Consider the following 24,046-nt stretch of genomic DNA (forward strand, 5'->3'; position numbering starts at 1 on the left):
AACATCATAAAATTTTCACATTATTCACTTTTAATTTGGCAGTCAATTCTTGAAGTATTTGTACTGCTTTTGGATGGTCGCCGTGAACACAAAACGTATCGGCTTTTAAATCCATTTCAAAACCAGAAACAGTCCTTACTTTTTGCGTTAAAATCATGTTGTAGACATGATCAAAAACAGCTTCTGTAGTTTCAATAATAGCCTCAGGTTCCTTTCTGGACACCAAGGTCAAATCATCATTGTAATTCCTATCGGCAAAAGCCTCATAAGTCACCTTAATATTTTCCTTTGAGGCCAAATCGGCAATCACCGACTTATAGGGCACATATAGAGCAACCGGCATCGCAATGCTTTTAACCACCTCAATAATTACCTGAGCTGTTTTTACATCAACAGCTACTTTATTGTACAAGGCACCATGAGGTTTGATATGGTGCAACGGTACATTTTCTTGATACAGAACCGCTGTTAAACTCCTTACCTGTTTTTTAAGGGAGGTATATAAATCTGCGCAGGAAATCTTTATGGGTTCACGACCAAAATTCTCTTTGTCCGGATATGAAGGATGTGCCCCCACCTTTACTTTATACAATTTGGCCAACTTCACCACAGCCCGCATACTCTCCTCATCTCCAGCATGCCCACCACAGGCTATGTTACATGACGAAATATAAGGCATCAACTGCGCTTCGTTGCCTAAACCCTCACCTACATCCGCATTAATATCTACAACAAAACGACTCATTATACCACTTGTAAAACTTTCAATATACTTTTCAACCCTAAAAGAATGGTCACAACTAAGATAATCATTCCCATACTATTTTGAAACATGGAATTCTTGTAAGTCCCCAACAAAGTCGCTCTATTCATAGCCCATAGTAAAAACCCAGCGATTAACGGCAACAACAATCCGTTTGAAAATTGAGCAAAACGAATGATTTCTATTAAATTAAAACCTCCCATCGAAACTAAAACTCCAACTAACAAAACAACACTCCAAACTACTTTAAATCGAATCGATTTTAAATTGGAAGGCCACCCAAAACACCCACAGGCCACATAAGCTGCTGCCAAAGGCGCCGTAATAGCACTAGTGATTCCTGCTGCAAATAGGCCTACGGAAATGACATATTTTGAAAAGGATCCAAACAAGGGCTCCAAGCTTTTTGCTAAATCGCTTGCATTAGTCACCTCCAAGCCGTTTACGGCCGATGCTGCAATAATTACACACATAGAAACCATTCCTCCTAACACCACAGCAATACCCGTGTCTATTCTCGCGAATTTTAAGCTCTCTTTATCTTTCCATTTCTCTTTCGCCAATGAGGCGTGCAAAAACAAATTATAAGGCACCACAGTGGTCCCTATAAGCCCCACAATGGTCATCAAACTTCCTTCAGGGCTCTTAAGCATGATAATCCCTTTTATGATGTCCACTATATTGGGACGAGTCACAACTGCAACAGCCAAAAACGACACACTCATAAGAATGACCATTGCCAAAAGAACTTTCTCCAACAACTTATAACTTCCCTGAAACAACAACAAAAAGGCTAAAATTCCAACGAGGATTACATGGAGATTAATAGAAAATCCTAAAAACTGAAGATTTATTTTTCCAAACACAGCCTCCAATCCCAACACAGCACCACTAATATTTCCGGCTTCATAAGCCGTATTGCCGACAACAATCGCGGATAACACCAAAAGCACTAAAAATCGTTTAGCCAATTTGTTCTTTATCTCACTCTGCAACACATCTGCCAATCCCTTTTGCGTCACAATACCTAGACGAGCTGCCATTTCCTGCAATACTATGGTAGCCACAATAGAAAAAACCATAGCCCACAACAAATCCAGACCAAACTGAACCCCTGCAATGGTACATACGGTTACTGTTCCAGGCCCAATAAAGGCAGCTGCTACCAAAGGCCCTGGGCCAATGTTCTTAAGCCACTTACTCATGAACAGAATTCAATGCATAAATAGCAAAACTTCCCAACCAGTGCCCACCTTCATAACTATCCCCAACAATAGAGGGCAACGAATGATTGATATGTTTATAGGCGATGTTCTGTAAATATTGATATTCTGGAATGCCTTCTGATATTTTCATCAAACTCCAAGCTCTTGAAAAATTCACGCCATCCAAGTGCACCAATTTTCCATCAGAACGGTCGGACACCTTACCTACCTCTAAAGCAAAATTAGACGCTACTAGTTGCGGTAAAAAGTCAGCCAACCATGGTTTAAAGGTTTCTTTTGGCAAAATTCGCTTCATTAAAGCAGCCTCTTCCAAACAAGGCGACAAAAAATCAAAACCTCCCGGTTCCCATGATAAAGGGCACCCTTGATCATTCATATAAAAATCCTTGGCTCTACCCTCAATCATCTCTTTCAAAGCTATATGCCCCACACTTAAAGCATAATCATAGGCAAAGGATAAGCCAAAGGCAGTGTTTGGGTGCTCTCCTACCCTAATGGGATAGTTCAATTTGGGAAGAAACTCCAAATATTTTGTCACGATTAAATCTGTCAATGGCTGTAGATTACTCTCTAACTCTTTGGCAACTGGATCATCCCAAGTATGAAGCTCCTCTGCTAATTTCAACAACCACGCCCAACCATAAGTCCGTTCATAAGTCTTGTTATGTTCGCCATAAAAATAAGCGACTTCTTGAGCAATGTTCTCTTTAGAAATATGCCCCAGTAGCTTTCCTTTTATCTCTGAAGCACCTTCCAACTCAGGAACCCTCTTCAACAAACTCACCAAACTCCAATGCCCATGTACCGCCGAATGCCAATCGAAACAGCCATAAAATGCGGGATGCAATGCCTTTGGGGATTGCAAATCCTCCTCACTTCCAATCACCTGATTTAATTTATTGGGATATTCGGTGTCCATACAATGCAAGGGCATTTGGGATAGCCTTCTGGCTTCTTCAAGATTTAGCACAGGTGCTTTTTCTGTTTTTTCTCGGGCTATTTCTTTAGCTACTTGCTTATTTTCACCTGACGGATTCTTGCAGGAGAACACCACAGCAAGCGCCATTACAACATAATATTGTTTCATTTACTAATAGTTATTTTAAAATTTAGGCCAATCACCCTAACCAACCTTCCCTATCCAAACTTCTGTATTGAATAGCCTCACTAATATGAGCTCCCTGAACCTCAGCACTGCCTTCCAAATCGGCGATTGTTCTTGCCACTTTCAAAATACGGTCATAGGCCCGCGCAGACAGGTTCAAGCGTTCCATAGCCGTTTTTAACAACTGCTTGGAAGCCTCATCCAATACACAATAGTTTCTGATTTGTTTGGTATTCATTTGCGCATTGTAATGCACATTATCATATTCCTTAAAGCGTGTCGATTGCATTTCCCTAGCCTTGGTTACGCGCCTTCTAATATCTACGGAAGCCTCTCCCTTTCTGTCATCGGAGAGTTTTTCAAAAGGCACTGGGGTTACTTCAATATGGATATCAATTCTATCTAACAAAGGCCCTGAGACCTTACTCAAATACCGCTGCATTTCTGCGGGAGAAGAGGTCACAGGTGCACTAGGATCATTAAAATACCCACTAGGACTGGGATTCATACTGGCCACCAACATAAAACTGCTGGGATAGGTCACGGTAAACTTTGCCCTAGAAATGGTCACTTCCCGATCTTCCAAGGGCTGCCGCATCACTTCCAATACCTCTCTTTTAAACTCTGGAAGTTCATCCAAGAATAATACTCCGTTATGCGACAATGAAATTTCACCTGGTTGCGGATAACTCCCACCGCCTACAAGCGCAACATTTGATATGGTATGATGCGGGCTTCTAAACGGCCGTTGTGACATCAACCCTGTGTGTTCTTTCACCCGCCCCACTACCGAGTGTATTTTTGTGGTTTCCAAGGCCTCACTTAAGGTCATAGGCGGCAAAATACTAGGCAAACGCTTTGCCAACATGGTCTTTCCTGCTCCGGGAGGCCCAATTAAAATAATGTTATGCCCACCTGCCGCCGCAATTTCCATACAGCGCTTGATACCTTCCTGCCCTTTGACATCCGCAAAATCGAATTCAGGAAACTCTAGGTTTTTATAAAACTTTTCACGCGTATTGATAATGGTTTGCTCTAAAGGTTCCTCCTTATCAAAAAAGTTAATGACCTGCGTGATGTTATCCACTCCAAACACTTCCAAGTCATTTACAATGGCTGCTTCCTTAGCATTCTGACTCGGTAAAATAAAACCTTTAAAGCCTTCCTCTCTAGCTTTCACTGCAATGGGCAATGCCCCTTTTATAGGCTGCAAGGTACCATCCAAAGACAATTCTCCCATAATCAAATATGATTCCAGAGCTTCGGCTTTAATCTGACTTGAAGCTGCCAAAATGCCAATGGCCAAAGTCAAATCATAGGCAGAGCCTTCCTTTCGCAAATCTGCCGGAGACATGTTAATGATGATCTTTTTCCCTGGAATTTTATAGCCGTTATTCTGAAGCGCTGCTGCAATTCTAAAATTACTTTCCTTTATGGCGTTATCGGGCAATCCCACAAGGTGATACCCTATGCCGTTGTCCACATTAACTTCCACCGTAACCGTAGTAGCCTCAACTCCGAACACAGCACTTCCATAGACCTTTTTTAGCATCGTTGATTGGTTTTGCTTAAAAATAGGAAAATTTGGGAAATAATAATATTGTTTGAAAATTCACTATTATTACATGACAAAGCATTTATTACATGAGTACCACAAAACGCATTGGTTTCTTCCTTGGCCCGATTCTGTTTATTCTTATTCGCTTATTTTTCCATTCTGAAGGTCTTTCCACTGAAGCCAACGGTGTATTGGCATCCACCGCATGGATAGCCGTTTGGTGGATTACCGAAGCCATCCCCATTGCAGCCACCGCGCTTTTACCGATAGTTTTGTTTCCGCTTTGCGGCAGTTTGGACATAGGATCCACCACAGCATCCTTCGGCCATAAATATGTTTTTCTTTACTTGGGAGGTTTTATTATTGCCATTGCTATTGAAAAATGGAACCTCCATAAACGCATCGCCCTAAACATCATCAATCTTATTGGCTCCAACATTCATAAAATCATTTTGGGGTTTATGGTCGCCACCGCCTTTCTGTCTATGTGGATTTCCAATACAGCCACTTCTGTCATGATGCTCCCCATTGGTATGGCCATCATCAACCAGTTAAAGGACAATCCCAAAACCTTGAAAAATGAAAACGAGCTCTTTGGAAAAGCTTTAATGCTCGCCATTGCCTACAGCGCTTCCATTGGAGGCATCGCCACTTTGATTGGAACTCCTCCCAATTTGGTGTTAGCAGGCATTGTGAAGAGCACCTACAATTATGAAATTACCTTTCTACAGTGGTTTCTGTTTGGATTTCCCATTTCTGTTTTAATGCTTTTTATCTGTTGGAAATATCTAACCCAAGTAGCTTTTAAATTTCACCAAAAGGAATTTCCAGGAGGCAAAGAAGAAATCGAAAAACTTCTAAAATCACTAGGAAGCATTAGTTATGAAGAAAAATGGGTGACTGCAATTTTTGCGACTACAGCATTTTGCTGGATCACCAGATCCTTTTTACTTCAAAACCTACTGCCAGGGCTAGACGACACCATTATTGCTATCCTTTTTGCACTGGTATTATTCTTTATCCCCTCCAAAACCAAATGCGAACAATTGATTTCTTGGGAAGACACACAAAAACTCCCTTGGGGCATTATTCTTTTGTTTGGTGGCGGTATGGCTCTTGCCAAAGGCTTTGAAAGCAGCGGACTTGCTCTTTGGATCGGCAATCAAATGACCTCGCTAACAGGCATTGCAACCTTTCTTATAATATTACTTCTGATTGCGGCTGTTAATTTCTTAACTGAAATCACTTCCAACCTAGCCACAACCGCCATGTTGCTTCCCGTATTGGCCCCTATGGCCTTAACGGTAGACATGCATCCTTTTATCTTGATGGTTAGCGCAGCCGTAGCGGCATCTTGTGCCTTTATGCTTCCGGTTGCAACACCTCCTAACGCAGTTGTTTTCGGGTCTGGTTATTTAAGAATTCCCGACATGGTAAGTAAAGGGGTTGTAATGAATTTGGTATCCATTCTCATCATCACACTGTTTGTCTATTTTGTGCTTCCTGAGCTTTGGGATATCAACCTCTTAGGCTTTCCTGAAAGTTTAAGGCTTAATCCAATCCCTGAATAAACTCTAAAGTCCGTTTTTCATTATAATAAAACCCATTTCTCAAACAGAAGCCTACATGACCTCCATGCTTGGGCATCTCCAAATAAATATTAGGATTTTCCTTGGCATCTTTTACAGGGTAACATTCCGGTGATAAAAACGAATCATTCAGTGCATTGATGATTAAAGTCGGAACTTTAATACCTTTTAAGAATTGTAAACTACTGCATTGTTCATAATAATCCACCGCATCCTTAAAACCATGTGCTCTTGAAGTATAAACGTCATCAAAATCACTTAATGTTTTAATGGACTGTAATACAGCATCATTCAACTCTTCCGAATATCTTAGCTGTTTCACCTTTAATTTATTGAGCAAATGTCTTTTGAATCGATCGTGAAAAAGAACATTTTTAAAGGTATGTAATTCCTCGGCCGACCCTTGAAGATAACAAGGCACAGACACCGCAACTCCAGCCTTAATTTCAGGGACCAATTCTTCTCGTTCGCCCAAATACTTAAGCACTATGTTTCCACCAAGACTCACGCCATGGAAAAATATCTGTGAATAGGATTTGGTTTTCAAAATATGCTGAATGATCTCATCCAAATCATTGGTCGCTCCAGAATGATAGGAATAGAATTTTAAGTTATCCTCCCCACTACAACCTCTGAAATTCACACAAACGGCGTCAATAGTATTGGCATTGCATAATTTGGCAACACCTGTCATATAAGGGCGTTGTGCATTCCCTTCCAGACCATGTAAAACAATTATGAGTTTGTCAGTTTTGGTTTCGGCGTAGCTCCAATCCAAATCCAAAAAATCGCCATCGGACAAAGTAATGCGTTCACGTTCCTGCTCCACGCCTTTCACTTTACGAATCAATCCGGAATAAACCGTAGAGACAAATCCGTTTTTTAATAACACAGGTGGTTTATAGTCCGAATGAAGAATAGGCATAGTACATTATTTATGGGAGACAAAACTAAGAATGAAATACCTATTTAAAAACAGTTTACAGTTCTAAATCCACAAATTTGAAGGCATTGCCATCAAAAAGCCCTTTGTCACTCAGTTTGAGTGACGGAATTACCAACAATGCCATAAAGGATAGGGTCATAAAAGGTGCATGCAAAATACTGCCCAATTGTTTTGCTTTTTGACTTAACTCGGCATAAGCTTTCCCTACTGACACCCCATCTTGATCACTCATGATTCCAGCCACAGGAAGCGGCACCACCTGCTCTTCCTTATCAGAGACAACGCAAATCCCACCTTTATTGGCTATGATTAGGTTAACAGCCTTACAAAGTGCAGCATCATCCACTCCCACGGCAATGATATTATGAGAATCATGACCTACAGAACTAGCAATCGCCCCTTCTTTCAAGCCAAAATTCTTTATAAATGCCAAAGCTGGTTTCTGGTTTTCATAGCGATTCACCACGGTCATTTTCAAGATATCCTTTTCAGTATTGGATACCAATTCACCATTAACCGCCAAGGCCTCTTCTATTAGTGGGTTAGTTACCAATTCGCCATCCAAGGCTTCAATGACCCTAATTTGTTTTGCTAAAGATGGTATTTTGAAATCAGAAATTTGTTTGGGCTCTGCCTCAAAGTTGTTAGGAGTTTTAAAAGTAATTGGCTCAATGAGGCTCTTTCCATCAAAAACCAATTCACCTCCAATATAGGTTTGCAGTGTTTTAAAATTCAGCAAATCTTCCACCACGATGCAGTCCGCTATATCTCCCTCTTGAAGCAATCCTACCTCAAGGCTATAATGCTTCACAGGATTCACGCAAGCTATTTGCAACACGTTAAACACATCATGACCTTTGGCAATGGCTCTAGCGCAAAGCTGGTTAATGTGACCAACAATTAAATCGTCTGGATGTTTGTCATCACTACAAAACATCATGTTGTGACAATGGTCAGGCAACAATTCTATCAAGGCTTCAAAATTCTTAGCGGCACTACCTTCCCGAATCAACACTTTCATGCCTTTCTGCAGTTTCTCCAAACCTTCTTCATACGTAAAGCACTCATGATCGGTAGTAATTCCTGCATTTATATAGGTAGACAAATCGTCTCCTCGCAATCCGGGCGCATGTCCATCGACAGGTTTGTTATAATGTTTGGCCAAAGCAATTTTCTTAAGAACCCCTTCATCTTGAAATAACACCCCGGGGTAATTCATCATTTCGGCCAGATATTTTATCTCAGGATTTTCCAAAAGTGTTTTAATCCCTTCGGAATCGATGACCGCTCCCGCCGATTCAAAATTAGTTGCCGGTACACAGGATGGAGCCCCAAAATTGAACTTAAAGGGCGTTTGTTTACCGTTTTCAATCATGAATTCCACACCTTCCACTCCTAAAACATTGGCAATTTCGTGAGGATCGGACACCGTAGCCACCGTACCATGACACACTGCCAATCGGGCAAATTCACTGGGCACCAACATGGAACTTTCAATATGGATATGGGCATCTACAAAACCCGGAAGAATGAAATGTTCAATGCCATGTTCCTTTTCTTCAATAGAGAAAATCTTTCCATCCCGTATGGTGACTTCCCCTTTAAAAATCCTTCTATTTGGAATATCTACGATTTGTCCCTGTAATACCATAGTCTATTTTAATTCTATTTTAATGATATGATGCGTATGGTCACAAACTTTAAAACGACCATCGGGACGTTTTCCTATCACCCAAATGATATAATCACCCGAGCAAAGCACCAACGCATTTTCCTTTTCCAATAAGGACATTTTTTCGTCCTTAAAGTATTTGCTCAATTTCTTCTTCCCTTTCATTCCCGATGGATGAAAATAGTCACCTTCTTTCCAATGCCGAATAGTCAATGGGTATTTGAGCTTTTTCTTGTCCACAAAAATTACATTGGGTCCTTGATTGGACACCTCAGCAGCCTCACTAAAACACAAATTTCCAAGAGGTGTTTTTATTTTATCATCACATTCAGACACAAGAATAAGCGTTTCCTGTTTGTCCTCAATTTCACTCAACAACAGAAACTCCCGATCTTTAATCAAACGATGGGTCTCAGAAAAGAGTTGCTTTCCTGACTGGGCATCCAAAAGATCTTCCACATCATTCCACTCGGTGAAATTGTAGGCTTTTAGAAGTTCATACAAATAGGCTTTGGGATTGCTCAATGCTTTTATTTTGGAGATATCGTATTTCACATCATATTCGGAGATTTCTTTAATCACGGAATCTTCCACTTCTTCCACACGATCTTCAATAATTGATTTAGACGCTTTTAAAAACCCAATAGTTTTCTCAAAATTCTGCAACAATTTTGGATTGATTTCCTTCAACAAAGGAATCACATCATGGCGCAATTTATTTCGCAGGTATTTTGTAGACGCATTACTACTATCCTCTCGCCAAGTTAACTGATGTTCCTCTGCATATTCTACCAAACTGTTTCTTGAAAAGGGCAACAATGGCCTTACAAACAAACCATTCACTTCAGGAATTCCGGTTAAACCATCGAGTCCTGTCCCTCTAGTTAAATTGATTAAAAATGTTTCCAAATTATCATCGGCGTGGTGAGCTGTGAGGACATAATCAAAATGAAGTTGCTTAGCCAATTCGTCAAACCAATCGTAGCGCAGCTGCCTTGCTGCCAATTGAATGGACAATTTATGCTCTGCCGCATAAGCTTCCGTTTGGAAACTCTCCAAAAATAAATCTAAGCTTAAATCTTTAGCCAATTGAAATACGAAATCAGCATCGCCATCACTCTCTGTTCCACGTAAATTAAAATTGCAATGCGCCAAGGAGACATCCAACCCCAGTTGATGACACAAATGAGTCAACACCACACTATCTACCCCACCAGAAATGGCAATAAGCAATTTACTTTCAAAAAATCCTGGGAATTGCTGTTCAATATGCGCCTTAAAGGTGTCGAGTGTCATAAAAAGGTGGTTAAAAATGAATGTTTAATTCAAATATAACCAAGTTGTAGGTTTTTCCTCCTCAGGAACACTAAGAAACTTTAGTTTTCCAGAACTTCACGCATGGCTTTAGCCTTGACCAAACACTCTTCATATTCATTCAACGGATTGCTTTTAGCGGTGATTGCCCCGCCAACCGAATAGGACACATATCGCTTTTCCGCATTGTACAGAATACTCCTTATCACCACATTAAAATCGAAATCACCTTGCGGAGAAAAATAGCCAACGGCACCAGAATACAGGCCTCGCTTGGTATCTTCCAACGCTTCTATGATTTGCATAGCTGAAATTTTTGGAGCCCCTGTCATGCTGCCCATAGGAAATGTAGTGGCAATGACATCTACAGGATTGGTAGACGCTGCAATTTGAGACGTAACAGTAGACACCATTTGGTGCACCTGCGGATAGGTATAGACTTCACACAATTCTTCTACAACCACGCTTCCTTTGGTGGCAGTATGCGCTAAATCGTTCCGCACCAAATCCACAATCATGATATTTTCACTGCGCTCCTTTTCGTCCTTAGATAATTGTTCTTTCAACAATAGGTCTTCCTCAGGGTTTTGGGACCGTTTTGCCGTTCCCTTGATAGGTTGTGACGTAATCTTCAAACCTTCCTTTTTGATATAACGCTCTGGAGAAGCCGACATTAAATACTTGTCGTTAAGCCTTAAAAAAGTAGCAAAAGGGGGCTTTGAAATGGCATCCAGTTTTAAATAGGTTTCCAACGGATGAATTTCTGTGTCTTCGGCATAAAACTCTTGACAAAAGTTGGCTTCATAAATATCCCCACGATGAATATGGTCCAAAACCGCATTTACTTTTTCAAAATATTCATCCTTATGCATACGAAGTTTCACCTTTACATTATTGGGAGAACTTGCATGTGTTTCAGAAGCCACATCCAATGCTTCAATATCCTTTAAATCTTCCTCCATTTCATCATCCACAGCTCCCAAATACTGCACTTCAACTTCATCATTTTTAATCAGGAACAGTTTCTTAGGTTGAAAGAAAAACAAATCTGGAAACTCGAGTCCGTCAAAATTCTTGGACTCCAAACGTTCTACGGCATTTTTAAGGTCGTAAGTTAAATAACCAAATAGCCAATCTTTTGTGATGGATTGGTATTCTTTCAACTTCTCAAAGGCATTGTAATAATCTGTTTGGATACAGGTAAAGGCATCCACCGCCAAAACGGCATTGTAGCTTGAATATTGATTATGATAATCGTTGGAATCCAGCCAGACTACTTCGTTAAACTGCTGTGCCCAAAACAATAATTTTTGTTTATATTGCTCTACGTTTGGGATGCGAAACTTATGTGTAGTTCTCAAAATATATGGAATGCGTTTTGAATGCGCCAAATTTATTAAGAAACTGCCAAATACGATAACATTGCTCCCATTACTTAGCCAAATTCAACCCTACTATTAACACTTATGAAAATTATTTTCACAAACCGTTCATTTACAAAGCTATTAACACTACTTTTTCTACTTACAGCAAACTTGACCAAAGCAGGATTATCTGATAACGATTGGTACACCTATACTGATGAAGCCACCGGATTCTCTCTTGAACTGCCAGAAGCTCCCAATTACTCTGATGATTACGACGCTTTTGTAATGCACAGCTACAACGGCCCAAACTCCAACAGAATCTATTCATTCTTTTCGCTGGATTTTAGGGGCATGAACAAGGACAGCGCTCCTAATGATATTATGGACAGCTTCATTACCAATATTGTGAACAATTTAAATGGAGAGCTGTTGGATAAGAAACGCCAAAAGTATGGGGATGGCTTAAGATATAAAATTACGGTAAAGCTCAATTCCAAAAAATTGATGAATGCACAATTCACTTTACAAAACGATATTTTGTACTACCAATCCGTAGAGGACGACGCTAATGAAATTGACGACACTAGGACCGCTCATTTTTTTGAATCGGTAGCCATAGCTGCTCCAAAACCGAAAAAAGAAATTCCTTGGATTGATTACAAAAATACTGAAGGTGCCTTTTCCCTGAAACTTCCTGGTGAACCAATAGATCTTTCCAAGGCGCACCCCAACCCAATTGATGAAGATGGAGAACCTTATTACTTGTACATGTACAACGTCCAGGATCTTAAAAAAGGGGACAATTATCTATTTCGCTACAACGACCAACCAATGGGCTATTACATGGAGGACCCAATTGGAGCATTTGAATCTATAAAAGATAATTTTGCTGGTAAAGCCTCATTAATTGGAGAAGGAAAAACCATTTATCTTGATGGGTATGAAGGTCGAGAATATGAACTTTTAATCCAAGATCAATACCATTCCATCTGCAGAATTTACATTAGAGGAAATAGAACATACCTCCTGCTGCAACAAAAATTAAATCCAACAGAGAAAGCCTCTACAGACAATCAGTTCTTTTCGAGTTTTAAATTTGAAGCTCCTAATGAAGAGGATTTAGAAACTTTAAGTCCAAAAAACACCAACTTTGAGATACAGTTTCCCGAAGACAATATCCTAACCATAGATAGCTTGGGGTACGAAAGTGTTTATTTAAGAAACTCACACGATTATTTTGCCCTAAACAAACTTTCTGGGGACGTTTACCAGTTTGGTTATAGCGATCTTAGAGACTATTTCAAGATAAAAAGTCGTAAGGAGTTTTTTGAAACTAATGTAAACTCCCTATTATCGTGGAACGATTCAATTTTAAGTCAAAAGGACATCACCATCAACAACAAGGAGGCTTTGGAATTCTATATTCAAAACAAACACACTAAAGTCACCACCAGACACCAAATTTGGTTAGAAAATAAGCGTTTGTTCCTACTAACAGGCTACTTAAGCAAGGAAGCCATGAACAGTGAGCTTACCAATACCATATTCTCATCTTATAAAGAAATGTCCAAGGAGCCTGATTTTGATTTGTTTTCATCAAAAACAGACCTACTTTTAAAGGACCTAAAAGCAACTGATTCTATTACATTCCAAAAAGCGATAGGAGCCTTCGATTACTATATTTTTGAAGCTGAGGATTTACCTAAACTCTACAATGCCATAGAAGACACCTATGCCTCTGCTGAAAACAAGCAGAAAGTGAGTCATGAAATTCTGGACGAACTCAGTATTACCAACGACAGTACCACTTTGGCTTTCTTAAAAACATTGTATTTAAAACCCAGCACCAACGACACTATTAAAGCGCATATTCTAAGCACCCTTGTAGAGCTACCAAACAGTGACAAGTTTAAAGTTTTTAATAACTTATTGGCTACTGCTCCTCCATCCAACCCTGAAAATTACAGCTACGGCGTAACATCTCCGTATAGAGATTCATTGTCCTTTGCTATAGAAAACTACAAGCTTCTTTTAAGCCTTAACCATAATAAGTCCTATCGTGATGATATTTTGGAAATTTTTAATAGCATCGTACAAAAACACCCTGAGCACAAGAGCTTGGTTTCCGAAAATTTAGACACACTTTTAGAACATACTAACAGTGATTTGGAAACCTATTTTGAAATGAAAGAAAGCGATGACTACAACTACAAAACAACTTCTTTAATGTATAGTTACTTGTCATTGTTCAATACAATTCCACACAAAACCCCTTCAACCGATGCCTTTACAAAAGCACTAATTAATGTTGAAGACAACGATTGGCTCAGTTTACGAGCATTGACCGCCAGAATACATTGTGGGTTTAAAGTCGATAGTGACGATACGGAACAAAAACTGGACAGCCTCTTCTCTAGATATGAAATGATGGAAGTATACCATAAAACAAACCAATTTGAGAAGGTTCCTAAAAAATATACCAAACCCGAAGCCTTTGCCCAACTGGTCCTTTATAACTATTTAGGTGAAGAGGAGACCTACCCAGACAACTTGGATGTATTAGGAAAAATATCAAAAGATGATGAGGTTTTTTATGCTATAGCCTACTCTTATGAAGATGAAGAAGATGACGATGAATATATTGGTTTGGTAGGCCCCGTGACCCCTATTTCTAAAGACAAACCTTTTAAAAAGTATAAATCTTATACTGGTTATGAAACTTTAGAAAAGGACTGGAAAAGTCAAGCACTTGATTTAATTCCTGATTTATTGCAATACGGCTATTAAAAAACAATAGAATGCTACACCTTAAAAACGAACTATTACGCCTAAGCGTCAATCCCACAGGAGCGGAACTTTCAGCCATTACCTCTGTAAATCACCAAACAGAATTTATGTGGAATGGCAACCCTGATGTATGGAATGGCATTGCACCTGTACTATTTCCAATTGTTGGCGGCCTGAAAAACAATACTTTTCTTCATCATGGAAAAACTTATCAATTACCCAGACATGGGTTTGTAAGGCGTAATACTTCTGTCGAAGTTCATGAAATTACTCAAGACAAATTGACCTTCAAATTGGCTTCAGGTCAAGAACTATTAAAATCATATCCTTTTCAATTTGAGTTTTACACTTCCTTTCAATTAAAAGAAAACACGATTATTGTGTCCCATAACGTAAAAAACACCGATCATCAAGACATGTATTTTTCATTAGGAGCACATCCCGCCTTTAAATGCCCCGTATATCCAAATGAAACTTACAGTGATTACCATTTAGAATTTGAGTTTGAAGAACACAGCAAAACCCATTTACTGGATCCTGAATCTGGCCTTTTGAACAACCAAACCGAATTGGTACTCAACAATACCAGCAAACTACCTCTAAACTATCACCTTTTTGATAAGGATGCTTTAATTTTTAAAGACCTAAAATCTAAAAAAGTTACTTTAACCAGTAAAAATAAAGGACCTCTATTAAGTGTTTCTTACCAAGACTTTCCCTATTTAGGCATATGGGCCAAACCTAATGCTGATTATGTTTGCATTGAACCATGGCTAGGCGTTGCTGATAACGTCAATTCAAATCAACTACTGAAAGATAAAGAAGCTATTATAAAATTGGCTCCAAATAAAAGCTTTGAAGCACACTACACCATAACCGTGGAAAATTCCCTTTTAGTTTAAGTTGATTTAATGTGGTAGATTTGCAACAAAATATAAACTGTGACTTTTCAAGACCTTAATTTAAATACCCCGCTTTACAATGCCCTTGAAGATTTGGGTTTTAGCACCCCAACGCCTATTCAAGAACAAGCTTTTAATGTCGTAGCTTCAGGTAAAGACGTTGTAGGTATCGCACAAACGGGAACGGGTAAAACATTTGCCTATATGCTTCCTATCCTGAGAAATCTAAAGTTTTCTACTCAAGACAATCCTAGAGTCTTAGTATTGGTTCCTACTAGAGAACTTGTGGTACAGGTGGTTGAAGAAATAGAAAAACTAGCCAAATATATCAATGTTCGCGTATTAGGAGTTTATGGAGGCACCAACATCAATACACAAAAACGAGCTGTTGCTGAAGGTCTTGACATTTTGGTTGCCACACCAGGGCGTCTTTACGATTTGGGCGTAAGCAGGGTGTTACAATTAAAATCGATTCAGAAACTTGTAATTGATGAAGTTGATGTGATGCTAGACCTTGGCTTTAGACATCAATTGATGAATATTTTCGATATTCTTCCGGAACGCCGGCAAAACATCATGTTTTCTGCAACTATGACAGAGGACGTAGACCAATTGATTTCCCAATTTTTTATTGCTCCCAAACGTGTTACGGTTGCTGTTTCGGGAACTCCATTGGAAAACATCATCCAAGAACGTTATGAAGTCAAAAACTTCTACACAAAAGTAAATTTACTTCGTGAGTTATTGAGTGACAAGGATACCTATAATAAAGTCATCATTTTTGTGGCTTTCAAAAAAATGGCCGATCGTTTATTTGATCAATTGGAGGAAGAATTTAACGATGAATGTTGTGTAATCCATTCCAACAAAACCCAAAACTACAGATTGCGCAGTATAGCTCAGTTTCAAGCTGGAGACAACCGCATTTTGATTGCTACCGATGTTATGGCTCGAGGATTGGATATTGACAATGTCTCCCACGTGATCAATTTTGACACTCCTCACTACCCTGAAAACTACATGCACCGCATAGGAAGGACTGGTAGGGCTGAGAAAAAAGGACACGCTTTAGTCTTCTCAACACAGGCAGAGTTAGAATATATTTCAGAAATTGAAGCCTATATGGACATGGAAATACCATTGCTTCCTTTCCCTGAATCTGTGGCTATTTCCGAGGAACTTATTGAAGAAGAACGCCCACAAATAAAAGAACACCACAATCCAACAAAACGATCGCAGGAAGATGTTCCCGGACCAGCATTCCACGAAAAATCTGAAAAGAATAAAAAGAAAAACTTGGGAGGCTCTTACCGAAGGGAAATAGCTAAGAAATATAAAAAGCCTAAAACTAGAGGAGATAAAAATTTCAACAGACGAAAAAAAAGGAAATAATATTATGAAAGCAAAACTCACCATCGCCCTTTTCACTTTAGCATTCCTTATTCAACCTTTAAATGCCGCTCTTAAATGGGGCCAAACAGGCCACAGAACTATAGGGGCCATTGCCGACCAATATCTTACTGGAAAGGCTAAGCGTAATATAAAAAAGATCCTCAATCACGAATCTCTAGCGTTTACCTCAACCTTTGCCGACGAAATAAAATCGGACAATCGTTATAATGAATTTTACACCTGGCACTTTGTGAATATGGATTTTGATGAAAGCTATGAAAGTTCCACAAAAAATCCTGAAGGCGATTTGATAGTTGGTATAGAGCGCTGCAAAGCTATTATCACTGATGACAATGCTTCTATGGCAGACAAAGCTTTCTACTTAAAAATGTTGGTACACTTAATTGGTGACCTTCACCAACCCTTACATGTTGGCCGTCTTGAAGACCGGGGAGGAAATGATATTAAGGTGCAATGGCAATTTCGTGACACCAATTTACACAGTGTTTGGGACAGTAAAATGATTGACGCATTTAACATGAGTTATTCCGAATTGGCCGATAATACCGCCTATATATCCAAGGAGCAGGTAAAAGCCATACAGGAAGGCTCTCTTTTGGACTGGGTTCAAGAATCGCAACAATTGGCAAAAACAGTATATGCCTCGGTCGAGGAAGGTGACAATCTAAGAAACAGATATTCTTACGAGCATTTTGGAACGGTTCGCTCTCAATTGCAAAAAGGAGGTATTCGTTTAGCAAAAGTTTTAAACGATCTGTTTTAAAAATCCCGGCAATAAAAAAATTATCCACAAAAAAGCAATAGTTAAATTAACTGTTGCTTTTTTTTATCCTATGCCGACGCAAGAAGAGACCTTCTCCATTTTACAAAACCAATAAAAGAAAATACGGTATAAATTAAAGTTAGCCCTAAATAATAATTAAGATCCTTATTAAAATACAGGAACAATGTAAGACTATTAATTACAATCCAAAACCCCCAAGCACTGAGTACTTTTTTCGCCTCCAAATAACTGGCAATAAAACTAAAAATGGTTGTAAAAGCATCTAAATATGGACTGACAGCGTCTGTATAAACATCAAAGCACTTCCCTAAAATTACAGACAGGCTCACTCCTATTACTACCAAACCTATATTTTGAATAATAGTATTATTGCTCACTTTTAATTGATTGGTCTTAGTATTATTTTTTGTCCACATCCACAGACCATAAAAGCCGATTATGACATAATACACATACAGAATTGCCTCGGAATAAAGTTTAATCCTATAAAATAGGAAAATACTCAACAAAGAACCTGCAATGCCAAAATACCAACAAAATCGATTCTCCTTTATCAAAAGAATCAAATAAACGAGTCCAAATATTACAGCCGTAACTTCAAGTGCTAGTTCCATTAAAAGAGGTTTAGATAGTCGCTATAATAATCCTTTGCATTGTAATGCTTTCCTAAAAATGTAAAAGATGCATCTGGTTTGGGAATAGAAAAGAATGCCATAGAAAAACGCTCTTCGTCCAATTGTTTTGGCAGATCCACCTGATGTTTTAAAGCTGTCACTGAACCTTGACTTAGCATTTCCAATCCATAACCTGCAAAACCAAACATGGTTTGTTTTGTTCCTAAGGTTATGGTTTCAGTTTGATTATTTAAATAAGATAAGCCTTCCTTTAAACCACACGGAAACACCGAAAACAAAGATACATCCACATGATTGGATAAACGAGTCTCATTAAACCCAACAACATTGCAATCGCTTGGTTTTGGGTAATAATTACAGGATACCATGTGGCCAAAATTTTCCTCATAAACAGTTTTCAACTCTGAATTCCCCAAATGGTCTAGACATTCCAATTCAAAAGCTTGGACCTGTTGTTTTAATCTTGGAAAATCCTCCTTTATAAACAGTTGAAATTCCTTTGGAAACTTTTCTGCATCCGTGAATTCAGAAAGCACAAAAGAATGCAGCATATCTGTACTATACTGATTCAAACTATCCTCTTGCCCTATAAAAGAATACCCATCAAAAGCTTTGATGAATTCAGATTGAAGGAACTGCTTTCTATATGGTAACGGTTGACCAACAAACTCTTTAAAGGCAATGCGGATAGTATCATTAGGCACTGAGTCGGTATAAGAATCAATAATCTGAGGTAGTTTTGAGGAAGAAAATTTTAAATTCATAGACAAATAAAAAGCGGTGCATCATTAAAATACACCGCTCATTAAAATTGGTAAACACTTAAAATATGCTTAATGTGTAATTACACATGTAAAGCTCTATCTCCTGTTGCAGCCAAAGCCGCTTCTTTAATAGCTTCTGTAAAGGTCGGGTGAGCGTGGGACATACGCGAAACATCCTCAGCAGACGCTCTGTATTCCATAGCGACTACCGCTTCCGCGATCATATCGGCTGCACGGGCTCCTAACATATGTACTCCAAGAATTTCATCAGTTTGCTTATCGGCAAGTACCTTTACAAATCCATCCAAATCCATACTAGCTCTACTTCTACCCAAAGCACGCATTGGGAATTGCCCAACTTTATAGGCTACACCAGCTTCTTTCAATTGCTCTTCAGATTTTCCTACAGCCGCAACCTCTGGCCATGTATACACAACCCCTGGAATTAAATTATAATCGATATGCGGCTTTTGTCCGGCCAAAGTTTCAGCAACAAATACGCCTTCTTCCTCAGCTTTATGGGCCAACATCGCTCCTTTTACAACATCTCCAATAGCGTAAATGTTGGAAGCCGAAGTTTGTAAATGGTCATTGACTTCAACTTGTCCTCTATCGTTCAACTTCACACCAGCAGCTTCAGCATTTAAACCATCGGTATAAGGACGACGTCCAACAGACACCAAACAATAATCTCCTCTAAACTCTACTTCTTCTCCTTTTTTATTGTCAGCTTTAACCACTACTTCATCACCAACACGCTCCACAGATTTTACTTTGTGAGAGGTATTGATTTTGAATTTTTGCTTCTTTAATACCTTGTTCAATTCTTTAGACAAACCACCATCCATAGTTGGGATGATACGGTCCATATACTCAACAACGCTTACTTCAGCTCCTAAACGCTTGTACACTTGACCAAGCTCTAAACCTATTACACCACCACCAATAACGATAAGGTGCTTTGGAATTTCTTTCAATTTTAGGGCTTCCGTAGAAGTAATGATTCGCTCTTTATCTATTTCAATAAATGGCAAACTTGAAGGTTTGGAACCTGTAGCGATAATCGTATTCTTAGCTTCTATCTCAATAGTTTCCTTACCTGTAATCGTTATATGAGTAGCATCTTTAAACGCTCCTAAACCTTCGTAAACATCGATGTTGTTTTTCTTCATCAAGAAATCGATACCACCAGTAGTTTGGTCTACCACTGCCTGTTTACGGGCAATCATTTTTTCCAAGTTTACTTTGATGTCTCCTGGAATTTCAATTCCGTGCTCTTCAAAATGCTTTACGGCATCTTCGTAGTGGTGAGAAGAATCTAAAAGGGCTTTACTTGGAATACATCCTACGTTAAGACAAGTTCCTCCAAGTGTTGAATATTTTTCTATGATTGCTGTTTTCATTCCCAATTGGGCGCAGCGAATGGCCGCCACATACCCTCCAGGACCAGAGCCTATAACGGCTACATCGTATGAATTCATAAGGTTTTGTTTATTCGATTTTGTTAAAACGATTACAAAAGTACAAATGTTTTAGGTCACAACCATGAAAAAACAATCTCTTATCCAGTAGATTTCTCAATTATCCGTTTCTATTTAACATTAAAGCTTTTACGATGGAAATCCAAGCATATCGCCCATGCCCACGGTAAACAACCAACTCCCATAAATGGCATGCTCTATTGATACCAAAGTGGTAGATTTTGTCTTTAAAAAAGTAAGGGCAAACAATAAGCCTCCCAAAAAGGTCATGATGAGTACCAATGTATTCTTAAACATTAAATGCGCCATTGAAAACACAAGTGCATTTAAGATTATAGATATCCACTTACTTTTCATTAAATTTTGATACCTATTAAAGTACAGCGTCCTATAAATAAGTTCTTGTGGATAGACAGAAAAAGCGCATACATAAACAAAATCAACACCCACATTTTGGGTTTGGAAAGTAAAACGCAGAACAAATTTCCCTTATCCGTAAAATACACAAAGGAGGTAGTGAGGATTGCTATGATGAGAAATTTGGCAAAAGTAAGTTTCCAAAATGTTTTCCAATTGATGGTTGGGGACAATTGAAACCTTACGTCTTCCACTTTCAGTAAAAGGTAGATTACATACAAAAACCCCACACTTCCTAGAAATAGTTTAATCACCGGAGGGTATTCCAAAGCAAAACTTACCGGCAAAATCACAAAAATGATTAAAAATTCAAGCCACCTGTAAGTTTTGGATTCCATGTTACACTGTAATAGCCGTAGTATGCTTTACTTCATTGATTACAAACATACTGTGTGTACTTCCAATATGATTAATGGAAGTGAGTTTGTTTACCATAAATTTCCGAAAATCTTCCATATCTCGCACCATAACTTTCAATAAATAATCATAATCGCCACTTATATGATAGCATTCTACGACTTCCTTTAAATTGGCAACTTCCTCTTCAAACTTTACCACATAATCATGTGAATGCTGAATGAGCTTGATATGGCAAAAGGCCACAAACCCTCTATCCACCGATTCCTTATTCAAAAGCGCCACATATTTTTGGATGACCCCTTCCCGCTCCAATTTCTTGATGCGTTCATAAACTGCAGTCACGGACAGGTTCAATTTATTGGAAAGTTCTTTATTGGTCTGCTTGCTGTCTGCCTGCAGTAATTTGAGGAGTTTTAAATCTGTTTTGTCCAAAGTCATGGTTGAAAAAATTTCTAAAGGAAAAGCGAATCTATCTATTTCAGTGTAAATTTAACCATAAAAACCAAGTATTACAGTTTTATTTTCCCAATAATCGAAATACTATTGACAATTATTCTATAATTTATCAATTTTGAAGAGTAAACAAAAAATTTAACCATGGAATTTAAACCCGCAAACAAAATACAAGACTTACAATATTTTGGAGAATTTGGAGGTGTCAACCCATCCATTTCAGACTCTTCAACTTACACCTTTTTATCTGCAAAAACCATGTTCGACACTTTCGAAGGGAATGCAGATGGATGCTACCTTTATTCACGTCACTCTTCTCCTTCCAACCTATATTTAGGAGAAGCATTAGCAGCAATGGAAGGTACGGAAACAGCAAACGTATCCGCCTCTGGAATGGGTGCCATTACCCCAGTATTGATGCAATTGTGTGGCGCAGGAGAACATATCGTTTCCAGTAGAACCATCTACGGAGGAACGTATGCCTTCTTGAAGAATTTTATGCCACGTTTTAATGTATCCACGTCTTTTGTAGACATTACTAAATTAGATGTCGTTGAAGCGGCCATTACCGAAAACACCAAAGTACTTTACTGCGAAACCGTAAGCAACCCACTTTTGGAAGTAGCCGATATTAAAGGGTTATCCGAAATTGCAAAACGCCACAATTTGACGTTGGTGGTAGACAATACATTTTCCCCATTGTCCATTAGCCCAGTAAAATTGGGAGCTGATGTGGTAATCCACAGTCTTACAAAATTCATTAATGGTTCCAGTGATACCGTTGGAGGTGTAGTATGTGGTAGCCAAGAGTTTATCGATGCGCTTCGTAATGTAAACGATGGTGCTTCTATGTTATTAGGACCTACTATGGATAGTCTTAGAGCGTCTTCAGTGTTGAAAAACTTGAGAACGCTTCACATTCGTATGATGCAACACAGCCATAACGCCACTTATTTGGCTAAAAAATTTGAAGCTGATGGCTTGAAAACTGTATACCCTGGATTGGCATCACATCCATCCCACAATTTGTTCAAAAGCATGATGAACGAAAAATACGGTTTTGGTGGTATGTTGACTATTGATGTAGGCTCTTTAGACAAAGCCAACGAATTAATGGAACTTATGCAAGAGCGAAACTTAGGATATTTGGCCGTAAGTTTAGGGTTCTACAAAACACTTTTCAGTGCGCCGGGAAGCTCTACATCTTCTGAAATTCCAGAAGATGAACAAGCCGAAATGGGACTTACCGATGGCCTGATCCGTTTTTCTATTGGTTTGGACGCCGATATTGAGCGTACCTACGAAATGATGAGAGCCTGTATGGAAGAACTTAATATTCTGAGCAAAGTATCTGAAATGGAAGTTTAGAATTTTATTCTGTTTTTATAACAAAACGCCTTTCTATTTTCATTGAAAGGCGTTTTGCATTAAATTCCCTTTATTCTTTTAAAAAACAGTTCAAAATCTTCTCTACCTGGGGCTTCCTCCTGAAACGGTTTAATTTCCCATCGGCTCCCTTGTTGCTCCAAATAAAAACTAAAAATAGAAGAATTTGGATCGTCTGGATTCAACATAGGATACCGCAAATCATTATACCGAATTTCTTTTTTTTCCTTGACCAAATTGAAATACCCATCACTAAACCAAGATAATTTTTGCATATCAGGATGGGATACCTCAATAAAATCATGATCTTTTGAAACAGACATTACTCGTTTAACTTGCGCATCTGTATCCAGCAACGAATAATACCCGATATAATAATTGTTATCCGCCTCGGCAATACCGTACCACAATATGTTATTTAAAATTGTTGGCTGAGTTCTAAATCTTGAAAAGGATATATTGGCTTCCTTAAAAGATCTTTCAAAAACACTATTTATATATAATTTATTAATCAAGGTAAATAACATGTACAATGAACTAATTCCCATGCCCAACTTTGTCCAAAATAATCGTTTTGAATTTGAGCGCTTAAACCGCATGACCAACACCATGCTGCCCAAAAAAGGCAAGGTATAAGCAAAATCCACCACGGAGATGTTATTAAAGGCTACCCTATAATTTGAAAATGGCGTGAATAATTGGGTTCCATAAGGCGTAAAACAATCTAATATTGGGTGGGTAAAAAGCGACAATCCAAACAACCAAAACCAATCGCTTATAGCAGTAGTATCCTTCCGCTGTCCTGTGTTATACAGTTTGTAGGCCAACCATCCAAAAGCAAACGTCCCTATAAAACAGAACAAAAATGAATGCATGAATCCACGGTGGAACATCATAATATCAATTTCATTGGAATACAAAAGCCTGCCAACATACACATCCAAATCTGGAATGGTACCACCTATGGCTCCGAATAACAAAGCCTTGTTTCCTATTTTTTTACCTAGTGCCAGTTCTCCACAGGCAGCACCTAAAACAATTTGGGTTAATGAATCCATAAAATTTCTTGCAACTAAAGACAAATGTACACAACTGTTTCTATTTGCAGAATACCTTTCAAAATC

The 24,046-nt window shown here is 38.7% G+C and carries 21 protein-coding genes; 6 read left to right on the plus strand and 15 right to left on the minus strand.

The window, feature by feature from the left end; all coding sequences use genetic code 11:
* Positions 1 to 4: 4 nt before the first annotated feature.
* Genes pxpA through RBH95_RS10345 form a run of 4 tightly spaced genes read right to left on the minus strand, consistent with a single transcriptional unit; the run spans position 5 to position 4,646 of the window.
* Positions 5 to 745 (minus strand): 5-oxoprolinase subunit PxpA, encoded by a 741-nt coding sequence (gene pxpA / locus RBH95_RS10330; RefSeq protein WP_307899516.1) that lies wholly within the window; start codon positions 743 to 745, stop codon positions 5 to 7.
* Positions 745 to 1,968 carry an Nramp family divalent metal transporter gene (locus RBH95_RS10335; RefSeq protein WP_307899517.1) on the minus strand — a complete coding sequence of 408 codons (1,224 nt, stop codon included), beginning with the start codon at positions 1,966 to 1,968 and terminating at the stop codon, positions 745 to 747. Before RBH95_RS10335 ends, pxpA begins: the two co-directional genes overlap by 1 nt.
* Positions 1,961 to 3,076, minus strand: a complete 1,116-nt coding sequence (locus RBH95_RS10340) for a DUF2891 domain-containing protein (RefSeq protein ID WP_307899518.1) — start codon at positions 3,074 to 3,076, stop codon at positions 1,961 to 1,963. The genes RBH95_RS10335 and RBH95_RS10340 overlap by 8 nt, the downstream gene beginning before the upstream one ends.
* Before the next feature lie 31 nt (positions 3,077 to 3,107).
* The gene (locus tag RBH95_RS10345) at positions 3,108 to 4,646 is read right to left on the minus strand and encodes a YifB family Mg chelatase-like AAA ATPase (RefSeq protein WP_307899519.1); all 1,539 of its coding nucleotides are present in this window, start codon (positions 4,644 to 4,646) and stop codon (positions 3,108 to 3,110) included.
* A gap of 92 nt (positions 4,647 to 4,738) precedes the next feature.
* Here RBH95_RS10345 and RBH95_RS10350 point away from each other — a divergent pair, with 92 nt between their 5' ends.
* Positions 4,739 to 6,223, plus strand: a complete 1,485-nt coding sequence (locus RBH95_RS10350; RefSeq protein ID WP_307899520.1) for an SLC13 family permease — start codon at positions 4,739 to 4,741, stop codon at positions 6,221 to 6,223.
* On the opposite strand, the gene RBH95_RS10355 is transcribed toward RBH95_RS10350, so the two are convergent.
* The 4 genes from RBH95_RS10355 to pabB all read right to left on the minus strand — a co-directional run bounded on the left by RBH95_RS10355 (position 6,204) and on the right by pabB (position 11,534).
* Positions 6,204 to 7,166, minus strand: coding sequence for a YheT family hydrolase (locus tag RBH95_RS10355; protein ID WP_307899521.1), 963 nt, complete (start codon positions 7,164 to 7,166; stop codon positions 6,204 to 6,206). The two genes, RBH95_RS10350 and RBH95_RS10355, sit on opposite strands and share 20 nt — an antisense overlap.
* Positions 7,167 to 7,221: 55 nt before the next feature.
* The gene (gene ade, locus RBH95_RS10360) at positions 7,222 to 8,838 is read right to left on the minus strand and encodes an adenine deaminase (protein ID WP_307899522.1); all 1,617 of its coding nucleotides are present in this window, start codon (positions 8,836 to 8,838) and stop codon (positions 7,222 to 7,224) included.
* 3 nt (positions 8,839 to 8,841) lie between these two features.
* Positions 8,842 to 10,155, minus strand: coding sequence for a tRNA lysidine(34) synthetase TilS (gene tilS / locus RBH95_RS10365; RefSeq protein ID WP_307899523.1), 1,314 nt, complete (start codon positions 10,153 to 10,155; stop codon positions 8,842 to 8,844).
* An 80-nt stretch (positions 10,156 to 10,235) separates the two neighbouring features.
* Positions 10,236 to 11,534 (minus strand): aminodeoxychorismate synthase component I, encoded by a 1,299-nt coding sequence (pabB, locus tag RBH95_RS10370; protein WP_307899524.1) that lies wholly within the window; start codon positions 11,532 to 11,534, stop codon positions 10,236 to 10,238.
* Between the two features lie 105 nt (positions 11,535 to 11,639).
* On the opposite strand from pabB, the gene RBH95_RS10375 reads away from it, so the two are divergent.
* From RBH95_RS10375 to RBH95_RS10390, 4 genes are read left to right on the plus strand one after another with little or no spacing between them, the layout of a single operon-like run.
* Positions 11,640 to 14,327, plus strand: a complete 2,688-nt coding sequence (locus tag RBH95_RS10375; protein ID WP_307899525.1) for a hypothetical protein — start codon at positions 11,640 to 11,642, stop codon at positions 14,325 to 14,327.
* 11 nt (positions 14,328 to 14,338) lie between these two features.
* The gene (locus tag RBH95_RS10380) at positions 14,339 to 15,229 is read left to right on the plus strand and encodes an aldose 1-epimerase family protein (protein ID WP_307899526.1); all 891 of its coding nucleotides are present in this window, start codon (positions 14,339 to 14,341) and stop codon (positions 15,227 to 15,229) included.
* Positions 15,230 to 15,268: 39 nt separating this feature from the next.
* The gene (locus RBH95_RS10385; protein WP_307899527.1) at positions 15,269 to 16,621 is read left to right on the plus strand and encodes a DEAD/DEAH box helicase; all 1,353 of its coding nucleotides are present in this window, start codon (positions 15,269 to 15,271) and stop codon (positions 16,619 to 16,621) included.
* Positions 16,622 to 16,625: 4 nt separating this feature from the next.
* The gene (locus RBH95_RS10390; RefSeq protein ID WP_307899528.1) at positions 16,626 to 17,405 is read left to right on the plus strand and encodes a S1/P1 nuclease; all 780 of its coding nucleotides are present in this window, start codon (positions 16,626 to 16,628) and stop codon (positions 17,403 to 17,405) included.
* A 68-nt stretch (positions 17,406 to 17,473) separates the two neighbouring features.
* Here RBH95_RS10390 and pnuC read toward each other — a convergent pair whose 3' ends face one another.
* The 6 genes from pnuC to RBH95_RS10420 all read right to left on the minus strand — a co-directional run bounded on the left by pnuC (position 17,474) and on the right by RBH95_RS10420 (position 21,521).
* The gene (gene pnuC / locus RBH95_RS10395; protein WP_307899529.1) at positions 17,474 to 18,040 is read right to left on the minus strand and encodes a nicotinamide riboside transporter PnuC; all 567 of its coding nucleotides are present in this window, start codon (positions 18,038 to 18,040) and stop codon (positions 17,474 to 17,476) included.
* On the minus strand, positions 18,040 to 18,825 hold the full coding sequence (locus tag RBH95_RS10400; RefSeq protein ID WP_307899530.1) for a 2OG-Fe(II) oxygenase family protein: 786 nt from the start codon (positions 18,823 to 18,825) through the stop codon (positions 18,040 to 18,042). Before RBH95_RS10400 ends, pnuC begins: the two co-directional genes overlap by 1 nt.
* Positions 18,826 to 18,905: 80 nt before the next feature.
* A complete protein-coding gene (gene lpdA / locus RBH95_RS10405) occupies positions 18,906 to 20,306 on the minus strand; it encodes a dihydrolipoyl dehydrogenase (RefSeq protein ID WP_307899531.1) in 1,401 nt (466 codons plus the stop codon).
* 129 nt (positions 20,307 to 20,435) lie between these two features.
* Positions 20,436 to 20,756 (minus strand): CPBP family intramembrane glutamic endopeptidase, encoded by a 321-nt coding sequence (locus tag RBH95_RS10410; RefSeq protein ID WP_307899532.1) that lies wholly within the window; start codon positions 20,754 to 20,756, stop codon positions 20,436 to 20,438.
* The gene (locus RBH95_RS10415; protein ID WP_307902274.1) at positions 20,663 to 21,061 is read right to left on the minus strand and encodes a hypothetical protein; all 399 of its coding nucleotides are present in this window, start codon (positions 21,059 to 21,061) and stop codon (positions 20,663 to 20,665) included. Before RBH95_RS10415 ends, RBH95_RS10410 begins: the two co-directional genes overlap by 94 nt.
* A 1-nt stretch (position 21,062) precedes the next feature.
* Positions 21,063 to 21,521, minus strand: a complete 459-nt coding sequence (locus RBH95_RS10420; RefSeq protein WP_307899533.1) for an Lrp/AsnC family transcriptional regulator — start codon at positions 21,519 to 21,521, stop codon at positions 21,063 to 21,065.
* Between the two features lie 159 nt (positions 21,522 to 21,680).
* Here RBH95_RS10420 and RBH95_RS10425 point away from each other — a divergent pair, with 159 nt between their 5' ends.
* Complete coding sequence (locus tag RBH95_RS10425; protein ID WP_307899534.1) at positions 21,681 to 22,904, plus strand: aminotransferase class I/II-fold pyridoxal phosphate-dependent enzyme; 1,224 nt, start codon at positions 21,681 to 21,683, stop codon at positions 22,902 to 22,904.
* Between the two features lie 59 nt (positions 22,905 to 22,963).
* Here RBH95_RS10425 and RBH95_RS10430 read toward each other — a convergent pair whose 3' ends face one another.
* Complete coding sequence (locus RBH95_RS10430) at positions 22,964 to 23,980, minus strand: metal-dependent hydrolase (RefSeq protein ID WP_307899535.1); 1,017 nt, start codon at positions 23,978 to 23,980, stop codon at positions 22,964 to 22,966.
* Positions 23,981 to 24,046 lie beyond the last annotated feature (66 nt).

It is taken from the genome of Mangrovimonas sp. YM274 (assembly GCF_030908385.1).
Classification (GTDB): Bacteria; Bacteroidota; Bacteroidia; order Flavobacteriales; family Flavobacteriaceae; genus Mangrovimonas_A.

What these genes read in the sequence shown, in the direction of transcription:
- RBH95_RS10420 (WP_307899533.1), bottom strand. Translation starts at nt 21,521, where the DNA reads ATGACTTTGGACAAAACAGATTTAAAACTCCTCAAATTACTGCAGGCA.
- RBH95_RS10355 (WP_307899521.1), bottom strand. Translation starts at nt 7,166, where the DNA reads ATGCCTATTCTTCATTCGGACTATAAACCACCTGTGTTATTAAAAAAC.
- RBH95_RS10415 (WP_307902274.1), bottom strand. Translation starts at nt 21,061, where the DNA reads ATGGAATCCAAAACTTACAGGTGGCTTGAATTTTTAATCATTTTTGTG.
- RBH95_RS10400 (WP_307899530.1), bottom strand. Translation starts at nt 18,825, where the DNA reads ATGAATTTAAAATTTTCTTCCTCAAAACTACCTCAGATTATTGATTCT.
- RBH95_RS10375 (WP_307899525.1), top strand. Translation starts at nt 11,640, where the DNA reads ATGAAAATTATTTTCACAAACCGTTCATTTACAAAGCTATTAACACTA.
- RBH95_RS10340 (WP_307899518.1), bottom strand. Translation starts at nt 3,076, where the DNA reads ATGAAACAATATTATGTTGTAATGGCGCTTGCTGTGGTGTTCTCCTGC.
- tilS (WP_307899523.1), bottom strand. Translation starts at nt 10,155, where the DNA reads ATGACACTCGACACCTTTAAGGCGCATATTGAACAGCAATTCCCAGGA.
- RBH95_RS10350 (WP_307899520.1), top strand. Translation starts at nt 4,739, where the DNA reads ATGAGTACCACAAAACGCATTGGTTTCTTCCTTGGCCCGATTCTGTTT.
- ade (WP_307899522.1), bottom strand. Translation starts at nt 8,838, where the DNA reads ATGGTATTACAGGGACAAATCGTAGATATTCCAAATAGAAGGATTTTT.
- RBH95_RS10380 (WP_307899526.1), top strand. Translation starts at nt 14,339, where the DNA reads ATGCTACACCTTAAAAACGAACTATTACGCCTAAGCGTCAATCCCACA.
- RBH95_RS10335 (WP_307899517.1), bottom strand. Translation starts at nt 1,968, where the DNA reads ATGAGTAAGTGGCTTAAGAACATTGGCCCAGGGCCTTTGGTAGCAGCT.
- RBH95_RS10425 (WP_307899534.1), top strand. Translation starts at nt 21,681, where the DNA reads ATGGAATTTAAACCCGCAAACAAAATACAAGACTTACAATATTTTGGA.
- pnuC (WP_307899529.1), bottom strand. Translation starts at nt 18,040, where the DNA reads ATGGAACTAGCACTTGAAGTTACGGCTGTAATATTTGGACTCGTTTAT.
- pxpA (WP_307899516.1), bottom strand. Translation starts at nt 745, where the DNA reads ATGAGTCGTTTTGTTGTAGATATTAATGCGGATGTAGGTGAGGGTTTA.
- RBH95_RS10390 (WP_307899528.1), top strand. Translation starts at nt 16,626, where the DNA reads ATGAAAGCAAAACTCACCATCGCCCTTTTCACTTTAGCATTCCTTATT.
- lpdA (WP_307899531.1), bottom strand. Translation starts at nt 20,306, where the DNA reads ATGAATTCATACGATGTAGCCGTTATAGGCTCTGGTCCTGGAGGGTAT.
- RBH95_RS10430 (WP_307899535.1), bottom strand. Translation starts at nt 23,980, where the DNA reads ATGGATTCATTAACCCAAATTGTTTTAGGTGCTGCCTGTGGAGAACTG.
- RBH95_RS10345 (WP_307899519.1), bottom strand. Translation starts at nt 4,646, where the DNA reads ATGCTAAAAAAGGTCTATGGAAGTGCTGTGTTCGGAGTTGAGGCTACT.